Annotated in this window: 14 protein-coding genes and 1 tRNA gene; 10 read left to right on the top strand and 5 right to left on the bottom strand. The window is 69.4% G+C overall.

Annotation, left to right across the window (positions count from 1 at the left end; genetic code table 11):
* Nucleotides 1-22 precede the first annotated feature (22 nt).
* Together hutC and LY40_RS09660 are read right to left on the bottom strand one after the other, a co-directional pair.
* Nucleotides 23-778, bottom strand: a complete 756-nt coding sequence (gene hutC, locus LY40_RS09655) for a histidine utilization transcriptional repressor HutC (protein WP_258936596.1) — start codon at nt 776-778, stop codon at nt 23-25.
* A 274-nt stretch (nt 779-1052) separates the two neighbouring features.
* Nucleotides 1053-1125 (bottom strand) — tRNA-Arg (locus LY40_RS09660).
* 247 nt (nt 1126-1372) lie between these two features.
* Between LY40_RS09660 and LY40_RS09665 the strand changes: the two genes are divergently transcribed.
* Nucleotides 1373-2293, top strand: a complete 921-nt coding sequence (locus tag LY40_RS09665; protein WP_258936597.1) for a cation diffusion facilitator family transporter — start codon at nt 1373-1375, stop codon at nt 2291-2293.
* A gap of 23 nt (nt 2294-2316) precedes the next feature.
* On the opposite strand, the gene LY40_RS09670 is transcribed toward LY40_RS09665, so the two are convergent.
* Both LY40_RS09670 and LY40_RS09675 read right to left on the bottom strand, forming a co-directional pair.
* On the bottom strand, nt 2317-3222 hold the full coding sequence (locus LY40_RS09670) for a DUF305 domain-containing protein (RefSeq protein ID WP_183783623.1): 906 nt from the start codon (nt 3220-3222) through the stop codon (nt 2317-2319).
* A gap of 54 nt (nt 3223-3276) precedes the next feature.
* Nucleotides 3277-4086 carry a thioredoxin-like domain-containing protein gene (locus LY40_RS09675; protein ID WP_183783626.1) on the bottom strand — a complete coding sequence of 270 codons (810 nt, stop codon included), beginning with the start codon at nt 4084-4086 and terminating at the stop codon, nt 3277-3279.
* A 163-nt stretch (nt 4087-4249) separates the two neighbouring features.
* On the opposite strand from LY40_RS09675, the gene argS reads away from it, so the two are divergent.
* The 6 genes from argS (at nt 4250) to rho (ending at nt 13060) form a co-directional block, all read left to right on the top strand.
* Nucleotides 4250-5905 (top strand): arginine--tRNA ligase, encoded by a 1656-nt coding sequence (gene argS, locus LY40_RS09680; RefSeq protein ID WP_183783628.1) that lies wholly within the window; start codon nt 4250-4252, stop codon nt 5903-5905.
* A 3-nt stretch (nt 5906-5908) separates the two neighbouring features.
* Nucleotides 5909-7348, top strand: coding sequence for a diaminopimelate decarboxylase (gene lysA, locus LY40_RS09685; protein ID WP_183783630.1), 1440 nt, complete (start codon nt 5909-5911; stop codon nt 7346-7348).
* 58 nt (nt 7349-7406) lie between these two features.
* Complete coding sequence (locus LY40_RS09690; RefSeq protein ID WP_183783632.1) at nt 7407-8702, top strand: homoserine dehydrogenase; 1296 nt, start codon at nt 7407-7409, stop codon at nt 8700-8702.
* Nucleotides 8699-9793 (top strand): threonine synthase, encoded by a 1095-nt coding sequence (thrC, locus tag LY40_RS09695; RefSeq protein WP_258936598.1) that lies wholly within the window; start codon nt 8699-8701, stop codon nt 9791-9793. The genes LY40_RS09690 and thrC overlap by 4 nt, the downstream gene beginning before the upstream one ends.
* Nucleotides 9790-10683: a homoserine kinase gene (gene thrB, locus LY40_RS09700; protein ID WP_258936599.1), complete on the top strand. Its 894-nt coding sequence runs from the start codon at nt 9790-9792 to the stop codon at nt 10681-10683. Before thrC ends, thrB begins: the two co-directional genes overlap by 4 nt.
* A gap of 382 nt (nt 10684-11065) precedes the next feature.
* Nucleotides 11066-13060: a transcription termination factor Rho gene (gene rho, locus LY40_RS09705; protein ID WP_258936600.1), complete on the top strand. Its 1995-nt coding sequence runs from the start codon at nt 11066-11068 to the stop codon at nt 13058-13060.
* Between the two features lie 138 nt (nt 13061-13198).
* Here the strand turns inward: rho and LY40_RS09710 are convergent, their stop codons facing one another.
* On the bottom strand, nt 13199-13825 hold the full coding sequence (locus tag LY40_RS09710) for a GntR family transcriptional regulator (protein ID WP_183783640.1): 627 nt from the start codon (nt 13823-13825) through the stop codon (nt 13199-13201).
* A gap of 127 nt (nt 13826-13952) precedes the next feature.
* Here LY40_RS09710 and LY40_RS09715 point away from each other — a divergent pair, with 127 nt between their 5' ends.
* The 3 genes from LY40_RS09715 (at nt 13953) to rpmE (ending at nt 17813) form a co-directional block, all read left to right on the top strand.
* Nucleotides 13953-15704, top strand: coding sequence for an IlvD/Edd family dehydratase (locus tag LY40_RS09715; protein ID WP_258936601.1), 1752 nt, complete (start codon nt 13953-13955; stop codon nt 15702-15704).
* Nucleotides 15705-15781: 77 nt separating this feature from the next.
* Nucleotides 15782-17137, top strand: a complete 1356-nt coding sequence (locus LY40_RS09720) for a GntP family permease (RefSeq protein ID WP_183783642.1) — start codon at nt 15782-15784, stop codon at nt 17135-17137.
* A 448-nt stretch (nt 17138-17585) separates the two neighbouring features.
* Nucleotides 17586-17813, top strand: a complete 228-nt coding sequence (gene rpmE / locus LY40_RS09725) for a 50S ribosomal protein L31 (protein ID WP_183783644.1) — start codon at nt 17586-17588, stop codon at nt 17811-17813.
* The last annotated feature ends 87 nt before the right edge of the window (nt 17814-17900 follow it).

Consider the following 17900-nt stretch of genomic DNA (forward strand, 5'->3'; position numbering starts at 1 on the left):
CGCGGGTGCGCGAGCGCAGCGATCAGACGCCGTCGAAGGTGCCTTCCAACCGGAAGCGTGATCCGGGGTGCAGGAGCCGCGCCGCGCTGACGAGCTGCCCCTCCGACCAGGTTCGTCGGTAGATCAGCAAGCAGGGCGCGGATTCGTCGATGCCCAGCAGCTCGCAATCCTCGGCGGTGCCCAGCACGGCCTCCACGATGTGCTCGCCCTTGCCCATCGGAGCTATCCGCGAGAGGTAGTCGTTCGGCGTGCGCTGGGTGAAGTCCTGCTGGAGGTACTCCGGGGCGATCTCCGGGTGGGCGTGGCGGTCCTCCAGCTGAATGGCGATGTCGTCCTCGAAGTGGACGACCAACGAGTGGAAGATCGGACTGCCCACGGCGATGCCGAACAGGCGGTGCGTTCGCAGGTCGGCGGCTTCCTCCCGGACGAACACCACGTCCGTGCGGTGCTGGCGTCCGCGCCGGCTCACCTCCTCGGCGATGTTGCGCACGCCGTAGAGCGCAGAGCTGCTCTTGCGCTCGGCCACGAAGGTCCCCACGCCCGGCATCCGCACCAGAACACCTTCGGTGCTGAGCTCCCGCAGTGCCCGGTTGATGGTCATGCGCGAGAGTCCCAGCGAATGCACGAGCTGGTTCTCCGAGGGCAGCATCTCGCCCTCCGGCCACCGGCCGGTGCCGATCTGCTCGGTGATGACATCCTTGAGGCGCCGGTACGCGGGGCCCGAATCGGGGCGGATCGCACCGAACAGCGCTGCGAAATCGAGAGCGTCGATGGCCACGCCGATCACCATCCCGTTCGTCGATCACGCCTGGATCAGACGAACAGTTTATCCGGGACACAGCGCGCACCGGTGAAGGCGGGGCGGCGGATCGCTCCCGCAGTCGCACGGCGTAGTCGTCTCCGAGGCGGCGAGGCGGCGAGGCTCTGTCCACACATTGTCCACGGCTGCCCGTAGAGGCCCGGGGTTCGCCGGGTTGGGCCGGGTAACAAGCGAACGGCCCGCGTCCGGCATTTCTGCTGGTCACGGGCCGTTTCTGCATGTCTTGATCGGGCGCCCTCGGCAGGATTCGAACCTGCGACACCTGCCTCCGGAGGGCAGTGCTCTATCCACTGAGCTACGAGGGCCCGCCACCTCGCGGTGACGTCAGAAGCCTATCGCATACCCGTCACGGCCCGTGCGCGTGGTCCCCGTTCGCCGGCATGTGAGGTCCGCCGCGACACGGTACTGTCCCCGGCGCCCGCAGGTTAGGGTTACCTGTATTGCAATCATGCGCATGTCGCTATATGTTCGTCCGCGCGTGGCCGCAACCGCCGCCGACAACGCTGCCTGCGACAGCATCCGCGGGAGAACCGCCGACGAGAGAGGGACTACATGGGCCACGGACACGGCCATGGTCACGGGCACGCCGACCTCTCGGCCTCCGGCGCCCATCAGGGCAGGCTCACCGCCGCCCTGGCGATCAGCGGCGCGTTCATGGTGCTCGAATTCGTCGTCGGCTTCGCGACCGCCTCGCTGGCCCTCATCTCCGACGCCGCGCACATGTTCACCGACGTCCTCGGACTCGGCATGGCGCTCGCCGCCGCCATGCTCGCCCGCCGGAGCGGCCCGACGTACACCCGCACCTTCGGTCTCTACCGCGCAGAGGTGCTCGCCGCGCTCGCCAACGCGTTCCTGCTGTTCGGTGTCGGCGGCTACGTCATCTACGAAGCGATCGACCGCATCGGCGGTGCCCCCGAGGTGCCCGGCGTTCCCGTATTGCTCGCCGGCGCGGCCGGACTGATCGCCAACATCGTCGCGTTCATGCTCCTGCGTTCGGGCGCCAAGGAAAGCCTCAACATCCGGGGCGCCTACCTCGAAGTGCTCGCCGACCTCGTCGGCTCCGTCGCCGTACTGGTCAGCGCCGCGCTCACACTCCTGACCGGATGGCGCTACGCCGACCCCGTCGCGGGCGTCGCCATCGGCGTGTGGATCCTCCCGCGCACGGCCGTGCTCGCCGCCCGCTCGCTGCGCATCCTCTTCCAGCACGCGCCCCGAGGTGTCGACGTCGCCGCCCTCGAAGCAGACCTCGCCGCGCTCGACAGCGTCGACGACGTCCACGACCTGCATGTCTGGACGCTCACGTCCGGCATGGAAGTCGCCTCCGCGCACCTGACGATCAGCCCCGACGGCGACACCTCCGCCGTCCTCGCCGCCGCCCAGGACCTGCTGACGACCCGCTACGGCATCGAGCACGCCACCCTGCAGGTCGAACCCCGCGAACACGCCCAGCGCTGCGAAGAACTCAGCTGGTGAGTCGTTGGGCCGGGGTCAGAGCGTCACGAGAACGGCAGCGGCTTCGCGTCCCGCTGCGCCAGCATCTGCCGCATCGTGTCCGACTCGGGCAACTGCGACGCCAGCATGCTCGTGGCCAGCGTGCTCACCGCGCTGAGCCGCGCGTGTTCACGCGCGTACTTGGCCATGTCCACGCCGCCCTGGTGATGGCGCAGCATCAGCTGCAGGAAGTACACGTCCAGCCGCTCACCCTCGAGCGAGCGCAGTTTCGACAGCTCCTGCTCGGTAGCCATGCCCGGCATGGCCCTGCTGCCGCCGACCTGGCCGCCCGACGGTCCCGACGGCGTCCGCTCGGTCGTCTCCGACTCGGACGAGGCCGTCTCGCTCTCCCCGCCGTGGTCGTGCCCCATCGGCTCGGACATCCACGTCATGTACTCGCCCGCGGGCTCCTCCGGCTTGCCCCAGAGCATCAGCCAGCCCTTCATACGGCCGACCTGCTCGTTCTGCGTGCTCGCGATGTCGAACGCCAGCTGTTTGACCGCCGGATCCGTGCTGTGGTCGCGCGCCCAGTTCGCCATTGTCACGGCCTGCAGGTGGTGCACCGACATGTCCTGCGCGAACCCGACGTCCACCGGCCCCGGTCGCGTCGCAGGCTCGCTGTCGGTGCCCCGGGCGACCAGCAGTCCCACGGTCGCGCCGACCAGCAGCAACGCCAGCGCCGCCGCACCGAAGATCACGTAGCGTGGCCACTCGCGCTCCCGCGGCGGCCGCGTGGGAGCTGCCGCGGTCGCCGAACCGTTCGCGGCCCAATCGTCCGACGCCGAATCGTCGGTTCCGAAATCGTCCGGGGACTCCGGCTCACCGTCAGCCGCCGCGGGCGGTTCCGCCTCGGCGTCGCCGGTAGGGCCTGTCGGTTCGGGGGAGCGTGATTCGTCAGGAGTGTCGTTCATGACCTGCGGAGTCCCTGGAATACGGTCGTCGGCGGGCGGGGAGTAGCCGGAAGGTTACTGTCCGCCGCCCATCGACTCGTCGGCCGCTCCCGCCGAGCCCTGGTAGCCCATCGGCTTGGCGTCCGGGCCCGGCTTCTCCGGGTTGAACGGCGGCGGGTCGTCCGGGTCGAACTGGCCCGGCCCCAGCGCGTCGCAGGAGGCGCCGATCTCGGGGTAGGTGTTCGAGTTCCGCTTCAGCGCGGCGATGAACTGATCGATGCGCTCGTCGGTGACATCGTCGACCTTCAGCTGGTGGCCCCAGGACTGCAGCGAGACCGGCGAGTCCAGCCCCGGGTACGGCGACAGCATCATGTACGGCTTGTTCTCGACGCGGAGCTTCAGCGTGTCCAGGTCCTCCCCGGACACCCGCTCCGGGTCGTAGGCGATCCAGATCGCGCCGTGCTCGAGCGAGTGGACCATGTTCTCGGTGCGCACCGCCTCCGAGTACACGGTGCCGGTGCAGGCTGCCCAGAACCCGTCGTGCGGTCCACCGAACGGCGGTGACTGGTCGTAGGCGACCCGCTCGTTCGGGCGCACGTGGGCGCCGCCCTCGTACTGCTCGGTCGTGACGCCGTCGATCTTCTCCGACGGATCGGGGTTGTTCTGGTCGGGCGTGAAGTTCTCGGCCGCGACCTCCTCGCGCTCCCGCTGCTCCCGCGAGTCGCTCGAGGCGACGTAGTAGTAGCCGAAGACGCCGGCCGCCAGCAGCACGATGGCCACGACCGCGGTGATCGTGCCCCAGGGCACGTTCTTCTGGCCGACCGTGGATCCGCGGGCGGCCTGCACCGCGCTCGGCGCCTTCTTGCCCTTCTTGCCGCTGGCCATGGCTGCAGATGTCTCCTTCGGCGAGAGTCGGGTACCCCGATCGAGCAGTGTAGGGACGTCCGGACGGGCCCCGGGCGGCGGCTCGCGGATCCGGTATGTGACCGCGCACATCGGGGGTGAGCCGGTGACCGAGCGTCGCCCCCTCCGAACGTACACTCGCCGGGTGACTCCCTCCGCCCTTGCTGACCTCGTGCGTTCGTCTGCCGTCACGGTTCTCGAGGCCCGCGGCCTCGACACCGGCGTGCTTCCTGAGCAGGTGACGGTGGAGCGACCCCGCAACCCGGAACACGGCGACTACGCGACCAACGTCGCGCTGCAAGTCGCGAAGAAAGTAGGTATGGCTCCCCGTGAGCTGGCCGAGGCGCTCGCGACCGAGCTGGCCGCCGCCGACGGCGTCGACACCGCCGAGGTCGCGGGCCCCGGTTTCCTCAACCTGCGCCTCGCGGCCGACGCCCAGGGCGAGATCGTCCGCCGCGTGCTCGGCTCGGGCGACGCCTTCGGCCGCGGCGACGCGCTCGCCGGTCGCAAGATCAACCTCGAGTTCGTCTCCGCCAACCCGACCGGCCCGATCCACCTCGGCGGCACCCGCTGGGCCGCCGTCGGTGACGCGCTGGGCCGCGTGCTGAGCGCGCAGGGCGCCGAGGTGACACGCGAGTACTACTTCAACGACGCCGGCGCGCAGATCGACCGGTTCGTCAACTCACTGTTGGCGGCCGCTCAGGGGCAGCCGGCGCCCGAGGACGGCTACGCGGGTGCCTACATCGACGACATCGCCGCCGCCGTCCTGCGCAAGGAACCCGACGCGCTTTCGCAGCCCGAGGGCGAGCGCCGCGAGACGTTCCGCAAGATCGGCGTCGGCCTCATGTTCGAGGAGATCAAACAAAGTCTCCACGACTTCGGCACCGACTTCGACGTCTTCTTCCACGAGGATTCGCTGCACGCGAACGGCGCGGTGGCGCAGGCGGTCGGGGAGCTCAAGGAGTCCGGCACCCTCTACGAGGCCGACGGCGCCTGGTGGATGCGCACCACCGACCAGGGCGACGACAAGGACCGCGTCGTCATCAAGAGCGACGGCGACCCCGCCTATATCGCAGGCGACATCGCCTACCTGCGCGACAAGGTGCAGCGCGGCTTCGATCTGTGCATCTACATGCTCGGCGCCGACCACCACGGTTACATCGGCAGGTTGAAGGCGACCGCCGTGGCGCTCGGCTACGACCCCGCGGTGGTCGAGGTGCTCATCGGCCAGATGGTCAACCTCGTGAGCGGTGGCAAGCCCGTGAAGATGAGCAAGCGCGCCGGCACCGTCGTGACCCTGGAGGACCTCGTCGAGGCCGTCGGCGTCGACGCCGCACGGTACGAGCTGACGCGCTACTCCGTCGACTCCGGCATCGACATCGACCTCGACCTGCTGCGCAAGCACACCAACGAGAACCCGGTGTTCTACGTGCAGTACGCGCACGCGCGGCTGGCCTCCCTCCAGCGGAACGCGGCCGAGCTGAAGATCGAGCTGGACCCGGAGGCGGACTTCAGCCTGCTCACCCATCCCCGCGAAGGGGACCTCATCCGCACGATCGGCGAGTTCCCGAGCGTGCTCAGCAAGGCGGCCGAGCTGCGCGAACCGCACCGTGTCGCCCGTTACCTCGAGTCGCTGGCGTCGGCGTACCACAAGTTCTACGACGTCGCGCGCGTGCTGCCCCAGGGTGACGAGGCGCCGACCGCCCTCACCCATGCGCGCCTGGCGTTGTGCGAAGCCGCACGCCAGGTACTCGCCAACGGACTGTCCCTGCTCGGGGTCTCGGCCCCGGAACGGATGTAATGAATGTGTGCACACCCCGCGGGGCCCCGCCACGCTGAGGTCTACCCGCACGCCGATCAGGCGGGTTTCCCACCGTCCACCTCGGGCGAGCTCGACCGGCTGCACGCGAAGGTGTGGCCGCGTAACACCTACCGCGCCGGCGACGGCGTCGTGCGCATCGCGGGCGTCGACGTCCGCGAGCTCGCACGTACCTACGGCACGCCGCTGTTCGTCATCGACGAGGCCGACTTCAAGTTCCGCTGCGCCGAGTACGCCGCCGCGTTCGAGGACCCGACCCTGGTCCACTACGCGGGCAAGGCGTTCCTGTGCACCGAGGTGGCCCGGTGGGTGGCCGGGCAGGGCCTGAGTCTCGATGTCTGCAGCGGCGGGGAACTGGCCATCGCCCTGCGCGCCGAGTTCCCGCCCGAGCGGATCACGTTCCACGGCAACAACAAGTCCGTGGCCGAACTCGAGGCGGCCGTCGAGGCCGGCGTCGGCACGATCGTGCTCGACTCGTACTACGAGATCGCCAGGCTCGCCGACGTCGCCGCTCGCCACGACGTGGTCCAGCAGGTGCTGGTGCGGGTGACGGTCGGCGTGGAGGCCCACACCCACGAGTTCATCGCCACCGCGCACGAGGACCAGAAGTTCGGGTTCTCGCTCGCAGCCGGTGAAGCGGCCGAAGCCGTCCGCCGCGTGCTCAACGCCCCGTCGTTGCAGCTCGTCGGCCTGCACAGCCACATCGGGTCACAGATCTTCGACGCCGACGGCTTCGAGGTCGCCGCGCGCCGCGTCGTCGGCCTGCTCGCCGAGCTGCGCAAGGAACACGGCGCCGAGGCCCTGGAGAGCCTCACGACCGTCGACCTCGGCGGCGGGTTCGGGATCGCCTACACCGACAAGGACAACCCACCCCCGCCGGCCCAGCTGGTCACCCAGATCCGCGACATCGTCCGCAAGGAGTGCGCGTTCGCCGACATCCCGGTGCCGCGTATCGCGGGCGAGCCCGGCAGGGCGATCGCGGGGCCCGGCACCGTGACGCTGTACGAGACGGGCACCATCAAGGACGTCGTGCTCGGCGACGAGGGCGTGCGGCGGTACGTCAGCGTCGACGGCGGCATGAGCGACAACATCCGCACCGCGCTCTACGACGCCGCCTACGACGTCCGCCTCGTCTCCAGGGCCAGTGACGACGGTCAGCCCGAGCCCGTGACCGCCATGCTGTCCCGCGTGGTGGGAAAGCACTGTGAGTCCGGTGACATCGTCGTCCGCGACTGCTGGTTGCCGGAGACCCTGGCACCGGGCGACCTGCTGGCGGTCGCCGCCACGGGTGCGTACTGCTACTCGATGGCCAGCAACTACAACCGGCAGCCGCGGCCCGCGGTGGTCGCCGTGCGAAACGGCGAGCACCGGCTGCTGCTGCGCAGGGAGACGTACGACGACATGCTGCGACTGGAGGCGTCGTGAGCTGCGGCGCGAGCGATGACGTGAGCTGTGGCCAGCTGCTTGTAGGGGAGGGGCGTGAATGACTGAGCCGGTCAAGGTTGCCCTGCTCGGATGCGGAACCGTCGGCAGTGAGGTGACGCGCATACTGCTCGACGACCCCGGCGAGCTGGCCGCGCGCGTGGGCGCGCCGGTCGAGCTGGCGGGTATCGCAGTCCGCAGGCCGGACAAGCATCCGGAATTGCCGCAGCACCTCGTCACGTCGGACGCGACGGCGCTGATCGATTCCGATGTGGACATCGTCGTCGAACTGATCGGCGGGATCGACCCGGTGCGCGACTGGTTGCTGTCCGCGCTGCGCAAGGGCCGATCGGTCGTGACGGGCAACAAGGCGTTGCTGTCGGAGCACGGGAGTGAGCTCGCCGAGGCGGCCGACGAGTCGGGTGCGGACCTGTACTACGAGGCCGCCGTCGCCGGTGCGATCCCGCTGCTGCGTCCCCTCCGCGAATCACTGGCAGGCGACCGCATCACGCGCGTGATGGGCATCGTCAACGGGACGACCAACTTCATCCTGTCCGCGATGGACTCCACGGGAGCCGGCTACGCCGAGACGCTCGACGAGGCGACTCGGCTCGGCTATGCAGAGGCCGATCCGACGGCCGATGTGGACGGATACGACGCGGCGTCCAAGGCGGCGATCCTCGCGTCGCTGGCGTTCCACAGTCGCGTGACCGCGGCCGACGTTCACCGCGAAGGCATTGCAGGCATCAGCTCGTCGGACATCACCGCGGCGAAATCGCTGGGGCGCACCGTGAAGCTGCTGTCGATCTGCGAGCGCGTGACCGAAGAGGACGGTTCCGAATCGGTCTCCGCGCGCGTGCACCCGGTCATGATCCCGAAGTCGCACCAGCTCGCCGGTGTCGGCGGCGCGTTCAACGCCGTCTATGTCGAGGCCGAGGCCGCGGGGCAGCTGATGTTCTACGGCCAGGGTGCGGGCGGCGCTCCCACGGCGAGCGCGGTGCTCGGTGACCTCGTGTCGGCCGCACGTAACAAGGTCGCGGGCGGCCGAGGTCCCCGCGAATCGGCACACGCGGCCCTGCCGGTGCGCCCGATGGGGCAGACGCCGACTCGCTATCACGTCAGCCTCGACGTCGCCGACAAGCCTGGCGTGCTCGCGCAGGTGGCCCAGGTGTTCGCAGCGCACGGCGTGAGCATTTCCACGGTGCGGCAACGGGACCGGCGATCCACGGCGAGCCTCGTGGTCGTGACGCACCAGGCTCCCGACGCCGCACTGCGGTCCACTGTGGATGAAATCGACAAGCTCGACGTCGTACGCGAGGTCGTCAGCGTGATGCGGGTGGAAGGCGAGGCGGAGTGACTACCGAGAACCCGGCGGGCACGGGCGGCGACGTCAAGGCCGGCTGGCCCGGCATCATCAACGCGTACGCCTCGCGGATTCCGATCCCCGAGGGCGCTGACGTCGTGACGCTCGGCGAGGGCAACACGCCACTGCTCGCCGCGCCGCACCTGTCGCAGCTCACCGGCGCGACCGTGTACCTCAAGGTCGAGGGCGCCAACCCGACCGGCTCGTTCAAGGACCGCGGCATGACCGTGGCCATGACGCACGCCCGCGCGAGCGGGCTCAAGGCCGTGATCTGCGCTTCGACCGGCAACACGTCGGCCTCGGCGTCCGCGTACGCCGCCAGGGCAGGGCTCGCCACGGCGGTGCTCGTGCCGCAGGGCAAGATCGCGCTCGGCAAGATGGCGCAGGCGGTGCTCCACGGCGCGCGCATCCTGCAGATCGACGGCAACTTCGACGACTGCCTCGAACTCGCGCGCAAGACGGCCGCCGACTACCCGGTGACACTCGTCAACTCCGTGAACCCGGTGCGGCTGGTGGGGCAGAAGAGCGCGGCGTGGGAGATCTGCGACACGCTGGGCACGGCCCCGGACATCCACTGCCTGCCGGTCGGCAACGCGGGCAACATCACCGCCTACTGGGCCGGCTACACCGAGTACGCGGCCGACGGGCTCGTCGAGAACACCCCGCGCATGTTCGGTTTCCAGGCGGCAGGGGCGGCGCCGCTGGTGCACGGCGAGCCGGTCAAGACGCCGGAGACCGTAGCCACGGCCATTCGCGTCGGCAGCCCGGCGTCGTGGGACAGCGCCGTGAAGGCCCAGCGGGCCAGCGGGGGACTGTTCGACGCGGTCACCGACGAGAAGATCCTCGCCGCGTACCGGCTGCTGGCGAGCAAGGAGGGCGTGTTCGTCGAGCCGGCGTCGGCCACGAGCGTCGCCGGACTGCTCGTGGCGTCGGCCGACGGGCGGATCCCTCGCGGGTCGACAGTCGTGTGCACCGTCACCGGCCACGGCCTGAAGGACCCGGGCACCGCGCTCGAAGGCAACGTCGAGGTCGAGCCGCTCTCCGTCGACCCGCGGGCGGTCGCGGCGGCGCTGGAGCTCTCGTGAGGTTCACGGTCCGAGCGCCAGCCTCGACGGCGAATCTCGGTCCCGGATTCGACACGTTCGGGCTTTCGCTGGCGCTGCACGACGTCGTGGAGTTCGAGACCGCCGAGTCCGGTGTGGACATCGAGGTGCTCGACGCGGGGGCGGGCGACATGAGCCGCGTGCCGCGCACCGGCAGGCATCTCGTCCTGCGTGCGTTGCGTTCCGCCTGCCACCGGCTCGGCACCACCCCGCCCGGTCTGCGACTGCGGTGTCACAACGCGATCCCGCACTCCCGCGGCCTCGGTTCGTCGGCCGCCGCGATCGTCACCGGCGTCGTCGCTGCCTACACCCTCGCCGACCGCGAGCTCGACGCCGAAGCGCTGCACCTGGCCGCCGAGTTCGAAGGTCACGCCGACAACGTCGCGGCCAGCCTGTACGGCGGTTTCGTCGTGGCGTGGGAATCCGGCGAGTGGTACCGCGCCGAGCGGCTCACCCCGCACGAGGCGATCCGGCCGGTCGTCGCAGTACCGCCGACCCAGTCGTCGACACATCAGACGCGGGGCCTGCTGCCCGAGCAGGTGCCGCTGGCCGACGCCGTGTTCACGGGCGGGCGCACCGCACTGGCCGTGCATGCCATGACCAGCAGGCCCGATCTGCTACTCGAGGCGACCGACGATCGGCTGCACCAGGGCTACCGCAGGCCCGCCTATCCCGACACGATGCGGCTGGTCGACGAGCTGCGTTCCCACGGCATCGCGGCTGCCGTGTCCGGGGCGGGGCCGACCGTGCTGGCGCTTCCGTTCGGCGAACGGGCCGGTGCGGGAATAATTCCGCCGGACGTCGACGTTGACGGATTCGACATCCTCGAGCCGGCCATCGACCTCGACGGAGCGCAGGTCTCCCTGGCCTGACGAGGGCTTCAGGGCCCCGATCGGCAGGGTTCCCGCATCCCGTCGCAGTCCGATCGCCGAGAGTGAGGCACGCCACTGACCGGGGTGGTTGTTGCACCCGCACGGTGGGCGGTCTACGCTCGGGGGCGTTCGGTCACCGTGCTCATTCCGCACCCGGCGATGGTCACGGGAACTCCTCCCGGTCGCATCTTCCGTTTTCTCGACGGGGGTAACCGGTATCGCGGTGGTCGACCCCATCTCTTGCACGCGGCTGGCGCCGCTGCGACTCCCACGTCTCAGCGCAGGCCGCTCGCAGGGAGCCGAAACGCCGTCTCGCAATTCGGACGCGGGCGGCGGTCCGCTGGTCCAACGACAAGGAGTGGACCGGTCAGGAAGGACATGTGTGAGTAACACCGATCTTTTGAGCGGCGACGCGAGTGCCCAGGCTGCAGCGCCGGGTGACGGGGAGTCGCAGGGCGGCTCGGCGTCGACGCCGAAGCGGCGTCCCGGCGGACTGTCCGGCATGGTTATCGCCGATCTTCGTGCCCTCGCCACCGAACTCGGTATCGGTGACACCACGGGCATGCGCAAGGGGGACCTGATCGCCGCCATTCGTGAACGCCAGGGCAAGAGCAAGAAGCCCCGGGGCGGCACCGAGTCGAACGACACGGGCGAGGCCATCGAGGCGACGCTGCCGCTCGGCGACACCAACGGCAAGGCGGCCAAGTCGGAGCAGAAGGTCCAGACCGCGTCCGCGGGTGGGACCGACAAGCCGGCAGGCAAGGCCGCGGAGAAGTCTGCGGAGAAGACCGCCGACAAGCCGGCGAAGGCTGACAAGGCTGACAAGGCCGAGAAGACCGAGCAGGCCGACAAGACGGAGAAGCCCGAGAAGGGCGGCTCGAAGCAGAAGGCCGACGGTGACGGCGAGTCCGGTCAGCAGGGCGAGGGCGGCGGACGGCGCCGTCGTCGTGGCGGTTCCGGCCGCAACGCCGACGGTGGCCGCGGCGACAACTCGCGCGGTGACGGCAACGGCGGCCAGGACAAGGCCGACGACGAATCCGGCGACCAGCGCAAGCAGAACAACCGCGGCGACAACAAGGGCGAGGGCAACCGCGGCGGTGACAACCGTGGTGGTGACAACCGTGGTGACAACCGGGACGACGACGACCGCGGCGGCCGCCGTGGCCGCCGGTACCGGGACCGTCGCCGTCGCGGTGGCGGCCGTGGCGAAGGCGAGACGGAGATCCGCGAGGACGACGTCCTGCTGCCCGTCGCCGGCATCCTCGACGTGCTCGACAACTACGCGTTCGTGCGCACCTCCGGTTACCTGCCGGGGCCGAACGACGTGTACGTGTCGCTGTCGCTGGTGCGCAAGCACGGCCTGCGCCGCGGCGACGCGATCACCGGCGTCGTGCGTCAGCCGCGGGAGGGCGAGCAGCAGCGGCAGAAGTTCAACCCGCTGGTGCGGGTCGACTCGGTCAACGGGCTCGAGTCCGAGGTCGCCAAGAAGCGCCCCGAGTTCACGAAGCTGACGCCGCTGTACCCGAACGAGCGGCTGCGGCTCGAAACGCAGCCGAACAAGCTGACGACCCGGGTTATCGACCTGGTGATGCCGGTCGGCAAGGGGCAGCGTGCCCTGATCGTCTCGCCGCCGAAGGCGGGTAAGACGACGATCATGCAGGACGTCGCGAACGCGATCACGACGAACAATCCCGAGTGCCACCTCATGGTCGTGCTCGTGGACGAGCGTCCCGAAGAGGTCACCGACATGCAGCGGTCGGTGAACGGCGAGGTCATCGCCTCGACGTTCGACCGTCCGCCGTCGGACCACACGACGGTCGCCGAACTGTCCATCGAGCGGGCCAAGCGCCTCGTCGAGATGGGCCACGACGTGGTCGTGCTGCTCGACTCGATCACCCGCCTCGGCCGCGCCTACAACCTGGCGGCCCCGGCGTCCGGCCGGATCCTCTCCGGTGGTGTCGACTCGACGGCGCTGTTCCCGCCGAAGCGGTTCCTCGGTGCGGCGCGCAACATCGAGGACGGCGGCTCGCTGACCATCTTCGCCACCGCAATGGTGGAGACGGGCTCCACCGGTGACACGGTCATCTTCGAGGAGTTCAAGGGCACGGGTAACGCCGAGCTCAAGCTCGACCGGAAGATCTCCGAGCGCCGTGTGTTCCCGGCGGTCGACGTCAACCCGTCCGGCACCCGCAAGGAGGAGCTGCTGCTCTCGCCGGACGAACTGGCCGTCACGCACAAGCTGCACCGGGTGCTGCACGCGCTCGACTCGCAGCAGGCGATCGACCTGCTCATCGACAGGTTGAAGAAGACGAAGACGAACATCGAGTTCCTGATGCAGATCTCGAAGAGCACCCCGGGCACGGAAGAGCAGCAGTAACCCGCGCCCGCGGCTCGCAAGCGAACGGCCCCTCGTCACCAGGTGTGGCGAGGGGCCGTTCGCGTCGGCACGCCGGAAGCGTCCCAGGGCACACCCCTGTGGCGTTGAGCGCCCCGAAGGTGCCCTTGAGGGCGGGCGTCAGTCGGCAGGAGGCAGGCGGCTGAGGTAGGCGTCGCGGGAGGGGAGCAGGTGCTCGCGGCACGTCTCGGCCAGCGTCTCGGTGTCGCCGTTGCGCAGCGCCTCGATCATCGCCCAGTGTTCGCGCCTGCTCTGCTCGAGATACTCGGGCGAGGTCACGGTGACGGATCGGATCGCGTGAGCCATCTGCGCGTGCCTCCGGATCGCCTCCACCAGGACGGTGTTGTCGGACAGGCCAAACAGGGCGCGGTGGAACTCCATGTTGGCCTTCGTCACATCGCGCAGCTCACCGCTGTCGATGCCCGCGTCGTGACTGCGCTGGATGGCGACGAGTTCGTCGAGCCGCTCGGGCGGCACCGGTACGGGGATCAGCCGCGCGCAGTGGACCTCCAGCAGCTCCCGCACCGCATAGAGGTCGCGCACCTCCTGTGATGTGTAGGCCTTGACGAACGCACCCACGTTCGGTTTCCGCTCGACGAGTCCCCGGTTCTCGAGTTCCTGCAGTGCACTGCGCACCACGTGGCGTTTCGCGGCGAACGCCCGCATCAGCTCGTCCTCCACGAGCCGCTCCCTCGGATAGCGCAGCCCGAGGACGATCTGCTCCTCCAGTTGTTCGAGCAGGGACAACTCGCCTCTACCTCCATCACGTATCGGCGCGGGCGAGTCAGTTTCCCATGGCTGTTGCCACCCGCTCCACGGCCGTGGTTAGATGTCGCCGTTTTCATTGACTAGATTATTGATAATGAGGTCGATAATGGCTGACGGGGCGAGCGATGCGGAAGACCCCACTCAGGGCATGACGCGGGGACTGCCGAACTACGGCGACTCCGGGTTCTCGTTGTTCCTGCGCAAGGCATTCATCAAGGGAGCGGGGTACACCGACGACGCGCTGGACCGCACCGTCGTCGGCATCGTCAACACCGGCAGCGGGTTCAACCCGTGCCACGGCAACATGCCGCAGCTGATCGAGGCGGTGAAGCGAGGCGTGATGCTCGCGGGCGGGCTGCCGGTCGATTTCCCGACGATCTCGCTGCACGAGAGCTTCTCGAACCCGACGAGCATGTACCTGCGCAACCTCATGTCCATGGACACCGAGGAGATGATCAAGGCGCTGCCGCTCGACGCGGTCGTGCTGATCGGCGGGTGCGACAAGACCGTCCCTGCGCAGCTGATGGGTGCCGCCTCCGCGGGAATCCCCGCGATCCAGCTCGTCACCGGTTCCATGCTCACCGGCGGACACCGCGGCGAACGGGTCGGCGCCTGCACCGACTGTCGCGCGTTCTGGGGCAAGTACCGCGGCGACGAGATCGACGACCAGGAGATCTCCGAGGTCAACTCGAGCCTGGTCGGCAGCGTCGGCACCTGCTCGGTGATGGGCACCGCCAGCACCATGGCCGGCATCGCCGAGGCGATGGGCATCGCCCTGCCCGGCAGCGCCACGCCGCCCGCCGTCACCGCCGACCGCATGCGCGTCGCCGAGCAGACCGGCACCCGCGCCGTCGGCATCGCGCGCGAACGGCTCACCGTCGACAAGATCCTCACCGAGTCGTCGTTCGAGAACGCCCTGCGCGTGCTGCTGGCCCTCGGCGGCTCGACGAACGGCATCGTCCACCTCGCGGCCGTCGCGGGACGCCTCGGCTTCGATCTCGACCTCGCCACCTTCGACCAGCTCAGCCGTGAGACGCCGGTGCTGGTCAACCTCAAACCCGCCGGGTCGCACTACATGGAGGACCTGCACCGTGCGGGTGGCATCCCGATGCTGCTCGACCGCCTGCGCGACCTGGTCGACCTGGATGCGCTCACGATCACGGGCCGCACCCTCGGCGAGGAGCTCGCCGACCGCGACACCTCGTTCACCCAGGAGGTCGTCCGGCCGCGCGAGGACCCGATCTACCCGGCGGGCAGCATCGCCGTGCTGCGCGGCAACCTCGCCCCGAGTGGGGCGATCGTGAAGCAGGCGGCCGCCACGCCCGAACTGCTCGAGCACACGGGACGTGCCGTCGTGTTCGAGAACTCCGCCGACATGGCCGAGCGCATCGACGACGAGAACCTCGACGTGCGCGCCGATGACGTACTCGTGCTCAAGAACATCGGCCCCCTCGGCGCCCCCGGGATGCCCGAGGCCGGCTACATCCCCATCCCGAAGAAGCTCGCCCGGCAGGGCGTCACGGACATGGTCCGCATCTCCGACGGGCGTATGTCCGGCACCGCGCGAGGCACGATCGTCCTGCACGTGTCCCCGGAATCGGCGGTCGGTGGTCCGCTCGCGTACGTGCGCGACGGCGACACCGTGCGGCTCAGCGTGGCCGACCGCGTGCTCTCGCTCGAGGTGCCTGACGACGAACTCGCCACCCGCCGTGAGCAGCAGCCCGTGACACCGCCGGAAACCCCGGCTCGCGGCTACCGGAAACTGTTCGTCGACCAGGTCACCCAGGCCGAGGACGGCGCCGACTTCCGATTCCTGCAGGCCGAACAGAAGCGGGCCTCGGTGCCGCGCGCCCGCTGAGCGCGGCCCGGCCTGCGTCCCACCGCGGGCGTTCTCCCCAACCCACCCGTCCCTTTTAGACAATCAATGGTGATGTCATGACATCCACGACGTGGACGCTCGTCGCAGCGGTCCTCGCCATCGCTTTGCTGCTCGGCCTGGTCATCTGGGTTCGGCTGCAGGCGTTCATCGCACTACTGATCGCGAGCATCGGGTTCGGGCTCGCCACCGGCACCAGCCCCGGTGACCTCGTCGAACTCATCGTCGAGGAGATGGGCGGCGGGCTCGGCCAGGTCGCGCTCGTCGTCGGCCTGGGTGCCGTGTTCGGGCACGTGCTCCAACGGGCGGGTGCAGCCGAACGGCTCGCCTCGACCCTGATCGACCGCTTCTCCGAGAAGCATGTCGCGTGGGGGCTCGGGTTCGCGGGTTTCCTCGTGTCGATCGCCGTGTTCATCGACGTCGCGATCGTGATCCTCGTGCCGATGCTGTACACGATCGCGAAGCGCACCGGGAAGTCGCTGTTGTTCTACGGCATCCCGCTGTGCGCGGGCGTGAGCGTCACGCACACGTTCATCCCGCCGACCCCGGGGCCGATCGCCACGGCCGGCATCATGAACGCGGACCTCGGGCTGGTGATTCTCTTCGGCGTGATCTGCGGCCTGCCCGCAATGGCGATCGCCGGGCCGGTCTTCGGCCGCTGGATCTCGAAGCGGATCTTCGTGCCCGTGCCAGCCGACCTCGACGCCGCCCGCGGTGAGGCCGACGAGCGCGACCCGGACACGCTGCCGCGGTTCGGCGCCGTCGTCGGCGCGCTGTTGCTGCCGCTGGTGCTGATCCTCGCCGGCACGACCAGCGAGGCCGTGCTGCCCGAGGACAACGCCGCCCGAACCACGTTGGCGTTCATCGGACATCCCGTGATCGCACTGCTGCTGACCTGCCTGTACACGCTGTACTTCTTCGGCGTCCGGCGCGGCGCGACCAGGGACGAGCTGCAGCAGATGACGACCTCGGCGCTCGGTCCGGCCGGCGTCATCATCCTCATCACGGGTGCCGGCAGCGTGTTCGGCGGGCTACTTGTCGAATCGGGTATCGGTGACGTGCTGGCCGGCTGGATGAGCGATATGAACATGCCGCTCGTGTTGTTCGGATTCGTGACCGCGTCGATCATCCGCATCTCGCAGGGCTCGGGCACCGTCGCCATGATCACGGGTGCCACGCTCACCGCCCCGCTGGCCACGACGATGGGCGCCAGCGACGCGGTCGTCGCCCTGACCTGCATCGCGATCGCCAGCGGTGCTGCCGCGTTCTCCCACGTGAACGACTCGGGCTTCTGGATGGCGAACCGCTACTTCGGCATGTCGGTCGCCGACACGTTGAAGTCGTGGACCGTGATGAAGACGATCGTCGGCCTGACCGGCTGTGTCGCCGCGACGGCGCTGAGTGCCTTCGTCTGACACCGCGAGCGCTGCTACGAAGAGCCCCGGGGTGCACTGTGGCTGCAGCTGTCGAGCCCGCCGTATCTGTCGAGCCCGCCGTGCGGCGTTTGTCCGGTCGGGCGGTGGGGGATACGGGTGGGCGCAACCAAGGTGTGCTCGGGGGTTTATCGCCGGGGCGTCGTCCACTCTCGCGTTGTCGACAATCGCGAGGGGAGGATTCGGGGCTCCCGCCCGCCGGCCCGACCACCACCCCTCACAGGCACGCCGACGCGTGGCTGCGTTGAATGCCCGAAGGTGCCCTTGGGGTGTGGGGCTTGGTGGCATCCGCAGGGTGCTCGTGTGGGAATGGCGGCGGCCCGGACCGCGTTGCAGGTGGTGACGGGCCGTCTGGCAGAATCGACCCGCTGACGTCCGGTCCCGGTTCACCTTCCTCGCGCAGGACCCGGGACCACGAAGAGAGGACACCATGAAGAGCGGTATTCACCCCGATTACGTCGTGACCGAGGTCGTCTGCGGCTGCGGCAACACCTTCACCACGCGCAGCACGCGGGACTCCGGCCACATCTACGTCGAGATCTGCTCGGCGTGCCACCCGTTCTACACCGGTAAGCAGAAGATTCTGGACACCGGTGGCCGCGTCGCCCGCTTCGAGGCGCGCTACGGCAAGCGCGGCAAGAAGGCCGACGCCAAGTAGCTTCACCGACGGCGCCCGTATCTGCCTGTGTGGCGGGTACGGGCGCCGCTTTGTATTTCGGCGACCCGGTTGTCCGACGACCCGGCA

Source organism: Prauserella salsuginis (assembly GCF_024648885.1).
Classification (GTDB): Bacteria; Actinomycetota; Actinomycetes; order Mycobacteriales; family Pseudonocardiaceae; genus Prauserella; species Prauserella salsuginis.